We start from the raw sequence: 7,416 nt of genomic DNA, 5'->3' as shown, positions 1-7,416 counted from the left end.
TCGGTTTCCAACACCGTCCGAGTGTCCAATCAGTTGACAGGAAAATGGAGTTTCAGTTTGGTTTGACAACATCTGTAATTGACGCATCTGATCTGCGACTCTGCTCAGTTTTTCTATTTGCTCAGAAGAAGGTTGAGTGTTTGTAAAGATTATCTCCGTTTTTTCAATAAAATCGATGAGTTCTGAGGCAGCTTTTGCTTCAAAGCTGACTAAATTTTCAGATATAAAGTCTACTTTTATTTCAGCCATGAAATTAGTAAGCTGAGTAATCCAGTTTTGCGTAGCATAACCACTGAAAACTACTTGATTAGACTGGACTGACATTTCAACATCAGGGAGTTGCGAAACGAAAGTTTCAACTCTAACAAGTTTGGAGTGCATTGACTCTACTAGGTTGTTGGTTTGCATCTGAAAACCAAAAACATTGATAGTTGTCATTTGTTGTAACTTTTCGATCCACTGATAATCAGCTTCTCCTTGCAGCTCAATAACACCATCAGAAATGGTAATTTGTATGCTGCTAGGTGGAAGTAATATTTGCTTTATGCGCTTCATTATCAATGCTTTATCTAACGAAAAATAACTCTCTAAGCGAAATTCAACCCCATCAAGTGTTAGGTTTAAAGGCTTTAGAGCTCGCTGAGGCTCTTGCGCTAGTGGATCTCGCAAGCCGAATAAAACCCAACGACCAGACTGGTAGCTTACCTGATGGACCACATAGCCAGGTGTAGCAGATAAGATATCTGCGGCTTGATGAACTCGATAGTAGTTAAATGCATATACAACACTGCTCCACAGTAACCAGCAAAGAGCGATGAGTGTTGATGCAAATAGCATTCTTTGTTTAATCATCGAAGAGCGCTGCTGTGAAGTTGATAGTTCGCGCTTTTGCTCAATAAGCAAAGGCTCCAGCATTGACTCTATAAAGATCATAGTGCTGCGATCACCATCAAATAATTCTAACGCTTCACCACGTTTAAAGATAATTTGCTCGAGATTCTCTTGTAATTGTACCTTTAAACTTCTTGGGGCAATTCCTCTAACGGCTACAGCCATAACAGCATCCGGAGAATCAAGAAGCATCACGCTCAAGTCACCAAAATCAACTGAGTCTAAATGTGCATGACTTTCGACTGAAAATGAGTCAACGACAAATTGTTGTATGGCAGTAAGCATGGCTGAAAATGCATCCGCATCTGCTTTTTGTGATATGGCTGGATGTATTACATGTGCCATTAATAAGCCTGTGCAAGGTTGGATCAAGAATATTTGTTCTACACGAAATGCAATTGTCTGACTAACTACATAATCGGGAAAAGGCACCCCTGCTCGCCAAGCCTGCCAACGCCACTTGAGTCCTTGAATAGAAAAAGCGTTTTCCACGGCTTGATTAATGGAACTAATCAGTGTGCGAAAAGTTTCAAGAATAGACATACGAATCGCTGGGCCTATTACAGGAAATAATGCATCGGCGTATAGCTTACTATCTCGCTTTACGCTTTTGTGAATACATTGGGTCACAGCTCCTTCTAGCGATGCAATAAACTCAGGCTTATTAGAAAGGCTTTCAATCGCTTGCGGTAGCACTGCTGCTGTACGTTGGCTAAATACTTTTTGTGAAGAGGTATTTTGCTCTAACTGCTGCAATTGCTGTTTTTCTTCGCTAATCAATAGCTCTTTCAATTGCTCAAGCGAGTCCATGACGCTGCTCTTTATCTAACGTTTCGCTCAAGTCTAATTGCGAAGTTAAGCGTAATGAAACTTCATTGAATAAATCAGCTAAATCATCTCTACTAACCTTACTATTACTGAGTTTAATGCTTTGACGGTTAAGTTGGTCACCTAATTGAGTCTCTGAACTGGACAGCTTATTTAAGACTTCATCTATTTGATTATGCAGCATTTGACGCAACTCGCTATTATCTTTTGTTAATTGCTCAGCTAATTCTATTACTTGTTCGCTACATTGTTTGTTGGTTACAGAAATTTCTTGTTGTACCGACTCTAAAGCTTTCATCCGAGCACTTTTTTCAGTATTTAATTGAGTATTAGTACGACTAAATTCATCTTTAATAAAAGATTCTAGTTTTTGCATTCGGTTATTGAGATCTTCCTTGAGACGCACAATCTCGGCTGAAAGTCGAGTATCTAGCTGGTTGAAGCGACCTTCATAAGCTCGCATTTGACTGCCAAAGATGATGTCTCTGATTTGATCTACTTTAGCTTCATTTAACTTGTCGTGATCAAGAGCATTTTCAGAATGCTGTGAGTTAATTTCAGTAATTGGTTGTTTAATATTTTGTTGCTTGCCCATCTTTTATCTCCTGTATACTTTAGAGTAAAAAGTGAATTAAGCTTCTTTGAAGCCAGAACGTAATCCTATTCAGCAGGGGATGTGCCAATTCCAAGAATTTAACGCTAAAGCGTTCGAAGATTGATGCTAAGCTAGGTAAAGTAGGTGGTAAGCAAGTGACAAGTGTTTATCTCACTCACCTTTTATAGTTGAAGCACTCATACATACTTATAGAAGTATTTGCAGTTCGCTTTGCAAATTGCAATTCATAATACGTTTTTATGCTCAACTTTCGTTGTTAAGCTTTTTAAAATCTTAAAATAGAAGAGTATAATGAGCGCAAATATTAAAATAAAAAACACCACTGTTGGGATTCAAACAAGAATGAAGAAACCCTCACGAGTGGCAAATCAATGTTCAAAATCAATAAACCGTGACTGTTTACTTTAGGGTTAAAGAAATACTCAAGGTAAAGCATACAATTACTCGAATTATGGCCTCATGATTTGATTACACCGGCAAACTCGTAATAAACGCTCTCGATAAATAACTATCAACTATCAACTATCAATTTTCACCTTCATGAAGGTAAACCTGCAGAATTATTGTTTAAAAGACTCGTCATTAAGAGACTGCTCTGCAAAATTTGATAAATGTGCAGATGCATCATTAATAGCAGTTATATTCTTATTAATTTCCTCACAAGTTACACTTTGCTCCTCAACTGCAGTAGCAACTTGAATCATGTGCATACTAATACTATCAATCATACCTGATACCGCTTTAAGCGCTGCATTAGCATTTTCTGTTCGCTCTACATTTCTTGTAGTACGTTCAAGTCCCTTTTCAACGATATTTACTGAGTTACTTACATTTCCTTCCAACTGAGAGATTAATTCATTGATTTCATCTGTAGAGTTACGGGTTTTAGCTGCCAATCCACGGACCTCATCTGCCACTACTGCAAAGCCTCTTCCTTGCTCACCTGCACGGGCTGCTTCTATCGCTGCATTCAGTGCTAACAAATTTGTTTGCTCGGCAATCATATTAATTACATCTACAATTTGGTTGATATTTTCACTACTAACCACAACCTTACTTATAGCTTCGCTTGCAGCAGTTATTTCTTGAGATAATTCTTTAGCCTCCTGCAAGGCTTCAGCTAATGTTGTTTGAACCGACTTAACTGATGCCAAAGCTTGCTGCGCATTATCAGCGGAGTTATTTGCTAAACTTGACACTTCCGCAACCGTTGCAGACATCTGATTCATCGATGCTGCAACATTTACTATTTCAGTACTTTGGGTTTGAATACTGCTTTTAATTTGATCAGAGCGTTCAGTTACCGCTTTTTCTATCACCTTCCGACGATGAGACATGGTGTTTATCGACTCGGCAACTAAATCATCTTCACTTCTTTTTGCCATAGTAACACCAAAATCTCCTGCGGCTATTGCGCCACATAGCTGGCATATCTGACTATAGGAGCTGCTGACTTTCTCCAGACTCTCTTCCATAGCGTCTATTTCATCATGCATTATAGAATCGGTACGAGCGCCATCAGACAGATCCCCTACGGCTACATGCTCTGCTTTAAGCATAACTTTTTGTACCCTTGAACTAATTGAGCGGACAAACCATAAAGACAAAACAATCAAAATTAATATCCCAATGGTGGCAATTAGGGTTGTTTTAATAAGTTGAGCTTGTATCGATCCCAATACCTGGTTTTCGGATTCACGCAACACCAATAACCACTCCCCAGTTTTAACCATCTTACTGGCAAAATAATAAGCCTCCTGATCAGTTGGATCTTCACTGAGCTGAAGCCAATCTTTTGTCCGCTGTTGATGAAACTTTCCCAATAATTTTGAGTAAGAAGTTTCAGTAATCAATTTGGTATTTAAATTACTATCTGCAATTGTGGTGGCAATAAATCGGCCACCGCGACTTATTAAATAAAGGTCTCTCCCTGTTTCTCGCTTTATACTTTCTAAAAGCTGTTCAATATCAGTTAATGCTCGGTCAATGGAAGCAATTCCGACAAATTGGTTATTTTTTATAATCGGGTAAACCTGCTCTACAATCATTTTTCCTTCATAAACATAAGGTTCAGTTACCATAAACTGCGCTTTACCTGTTAACTGATACTGACGTCGAACACCGTCATAATAAGAGCTAGTTTCCATATCGACTAAGGGGCTAACCGCCAGACCATTATTTTCATCACGATACCAATAAGGCAGAAAGCGACCATTATTATCAGTCGTCTTATTGACATAGTCTTCACCCTGAAATTGTTCGTCTAAGCCATCAGCATTAGGCTCATAGCCAAAGGAAACACCTGTAAAATCTGGATGCTCTTCCAGTATTCGACGTACCAGTGCATTAGATCCTTCCCGCATACCAAATAAGGCTTCCTCCTGAGTTAACGCCATTAATTTTGCTGCACGCACTGCATTACCGTTTCTTCGTTCTATTTCCAAGGCGATTTTATCAACTGAAATACGTAGTAACGCTTCCGCATTTTTACGCGCATCGGAAAAAGAATTCATAGCATTAATAATCACTATTAGTGCTGTGATAGTCACTGTTGGTAAAATCAGCTTAAGTACTATGCGCCCTTTTAAACTATTGAAGAAAGTGATTTGATTACTCATTTTAAATTTACCTCTCGAGGTAATAACAAAGCTCGGCAGTGACATTAATTCTAGTTCAAAAAATAAAATTATTTATTCTAGCTAGGGATTAAAACCATACCAATTACTTTAATGAATAGTTAGCAGGTCTATTGCGCATTGTTTACTTTTGGTGTTTAGTCAGCTTGCCATTTTCAAGAAGCGTTTGGTATAAATCCTCAAGCGAATTTGGGATCTTTTCATGTAGTTTGGGTTTTGCTTCCAGTAATTCTATTAGCGCTTGTTCTGCGCCATTTTTATCATTTTTTTCAAGTTTGGCTAAAACAACGTTGAATTCTGAAAGTGGTTCAGTGCCCATTTTCAGCATCGTAGGCGGTGGCGCTTGAACAGTTCGCGCTTTTTGCTCTGGTGCTACGCGTTCAATTCTTGAGCCCGTTACTTCTATTTTTTCTAACTGCACGTCATCAGCTAATAGCTCCATCATTTCAACTTGCTGTTCACGTTTAGCTGCTTTCTTGGCTTGCGGTATCGCAGGCTTATCATTTGATTCTACTGATTTTAATTCTGATTCAAAATCTGGCTCTTGATAATACTGCCAAGGTGCAAACACAGCGATAGCAACCATTGCAGCAGCAACCCCAGAATATTGCCACCAACGGTTTGGCTTTATTATAACGGGCTGCTGTTTGCTAATTGCATCGGACGCGTGGGCTAAAATAGCGTCATCGAGGGCTTTTGGCGGCAGCTCATCATTCCCTTGTTGATAAAGCTTAATAATGTCTTCATCGTCAAATTGCTTACTCATACCTACCTTTCGCCTCCAAGTTCGGTTGCACCCGCTTTTCGCTGTAAACATTCACGAAGTTGCGACATGGCATAGCGTAATCGGGTCTTAACGGTTTCGGGTTTTGCTTCAACAATATCGCACACTTGGCTGGACACAAACCCTGCTTCGTGGCGTAGCAAAAACGCTTCGCGTTGCTGTGGAACAAGTAACTCAACACAATGCTTAATAGCCTTTTGCAAATAATCATTATGCAGGGTGTTTTCGTGATGCGTTTGATTTGAAGCAAGAGCAATGTGATTGCCTTCATCTTGTTCGTCATCAACCAAAGACAAGTGCTCACCTCGCGCTGTAAACTTTCGGTGTTCATCAACCAACAAGTTATGAGCGATGCGATAAAGCCAAGTGCTAAATTTAGCCTCGACTTTATAATGGGTGCGATTATCGATTACTCTCAGCCATACTTCTTGAAATAATTCTTGTGCTTTACTGTGATTCTTTGCGCCTAATTGGCGACACACATAGCGATACAACGGCCCTTTATGACGAGCATAAAGGGCATGAAAGGCAACTTGATTACCTTTACCATAATCAAGCATAAATGCCTCGTCCGTATCCATGTGTGGTTCAATTTTTTGAGTCATATAGTCTTTAGTGATTCAGCTATAAAGCACTGGCAAGTTCAACCAAGTTAACAAATTCACCGCGATAGTTAAATGGATCATCTCCCCTATTTGCTCGTGCAATTGTGGCGATGTCGTGGTAATTCATACTGCCTAAGTACTGACTTTGCTTTAACTTTTGCGCAAATGCCGCGACTGAGGACGCAAATTTAAAATCTAAACTGGCGCTATCGAAATCGTTTAACACCTGTTGTTTATTAACCACTTGGCTAATTAATTTACTCTCCGTATCACCCGGTAATTTATAGCGAATTTTCACCTGTAACAGTTCATCGCTGGCGCTTACCACTTGTTTTTGCTGATAGCGCAGCGCATCAACTTGCCCTTTATTACCAGCGAGCGTTAATTCATAAAGCGCCGTCACGGTGTGACCTGCACCAATTTCGCCAGCATCGACATTATCGTTATTAAAGTCTTCGTCTTTCAGTAAGCGATTTTGATAGCCAATCAAGCGATATTCTTTAACTTCTGCTGGGTTAAATTCGAGCTGAATTTTGACATCATTAGCAATGCTTTGCAGTGTGCCGCTCATTTGCCTTAAAAGCACTTTTTGCGCCTCGTGAAGGGTATCAATATAGGCGTGATTGCCATCACCAATATTCGCTAATTGTTCCATCATGGCATCGTTGTAGTTACCGCGCCCAAAGCCAAATGTGGTTAACGAAATGCCTTGTTTGCGTTTTTCAGCAATCATCTCTTTGAGTGCATCAATATTGGTTGTGCCAACATTAAAGTCACCATCAGTCGCTAAAATGATACGGTTCACTCCGCCTTTAATAAACGCTTTTTTTGCTTCCTGATAGGCCATTTTGATACCGCTTTCACCATGCGTACCGCCGCCTGCTTGTAGTTTTTGCAGCGCATCGATAATAGTTTGCTTTTCATTGCCTTTCGTTGGGCTAAGTACTAATTCAGTATTGCCTGCATAGGTAACCAAACTCACCGTATCGCGTGCCGATAACTGCTTAACCATCATGGTTAAGCTTTGTACCAGTAAAGGCAGCTTATTTTTATCAT

6 protein-coding genes are annotated in these 7,416 nt (G+C 39.7%); all 6 read right to left on the bottom strand.

All coding sequences use genetic code 11. From position 1 onward, the window contains the following. Window positions 1–1,701, bottom strand: a 1,701-nt coding sequence (locus ABYD77_RS16485; RefSeq protein WP_372771198.1) for a hypothetical protein, incomplete at its 3' end; no start/stop codon positions are given. Then, window positions 1,688–2,314 carry a hypothetical protein gene (locus ABYD77_RS16480; RefSeq protein WP_372771197.1) on the bottom strand — a complete coding sequence of 209 codons (627 nt, stop codon included), beginning with the start codon at window positions 2,312–2,314 and terminating at the stop codon, window positions 1,688–1,690. The genes ABYD77_RS16480 and ABYD77_RS16485, both read right to left, overlap by 14 nt. A 581-nt stretch (window positions 2,315–2,895) precedes the next feature. After that, a complete protein-coding gene (locus ABYD77_RS16475; RefSeq protein WP_372771196.1) occupies window positions 2,896–4,953 on the bottom strand; it encodes a methyl-accepting chemotaxis protein in 2,058 nt (685 codons plus the stop codon). Window positions 4,954–5,095: 142 nt separating this feature from the next. Next, window positions 5,096–5,737 (bottom strand): hypothetical protein, encoded by a 642-nt coding sequence (locus tag ABYD77_RS16470; protein WP_372771195.1) that lies wholly within the window; start codon window positions 5,735–5,737, stop codon window positions 5,096–5,098. 2 nt (window positions 5,738–5,739) lie between these two features. After that, window positions 5,740–6,336: a sigma-70 family RNA polymerase sigma factor gene (locus ABYD77_RS16465; RefSeq protein WP_372771194.1), complete on the bottom strand. Its 597-nt coding sequence runs from the start codon at window positions 6,334–6,336 to the stop codon at window positions 5,740–5,742. A 43-nt stretch (window positions 6,337–6,379) separates the two neighbouring features. Beyond that, window positions 6,380–7,416, bottom strand: a 1,037-nt coding sequence (locus tag ABYD77_RS16460) for a YfbK domain-containing protein (RefSeq protein ID WP_372771193.1), incomplete at its 5' end; no start/stop codon positions are given.

It is taken from the genome of Pseudoalteromonas sp. (assembly GCF_041629635.1).
Taxonomy (GTDB): Bacteria; Pseudomonadota; Gammaproteobacteria; order Enterobacterales; family Alteromonadaceae; genus Pseudoalteromonas.
This window is presented reverse-complemented; position numbering and strand designations above follow the sequence as displayed.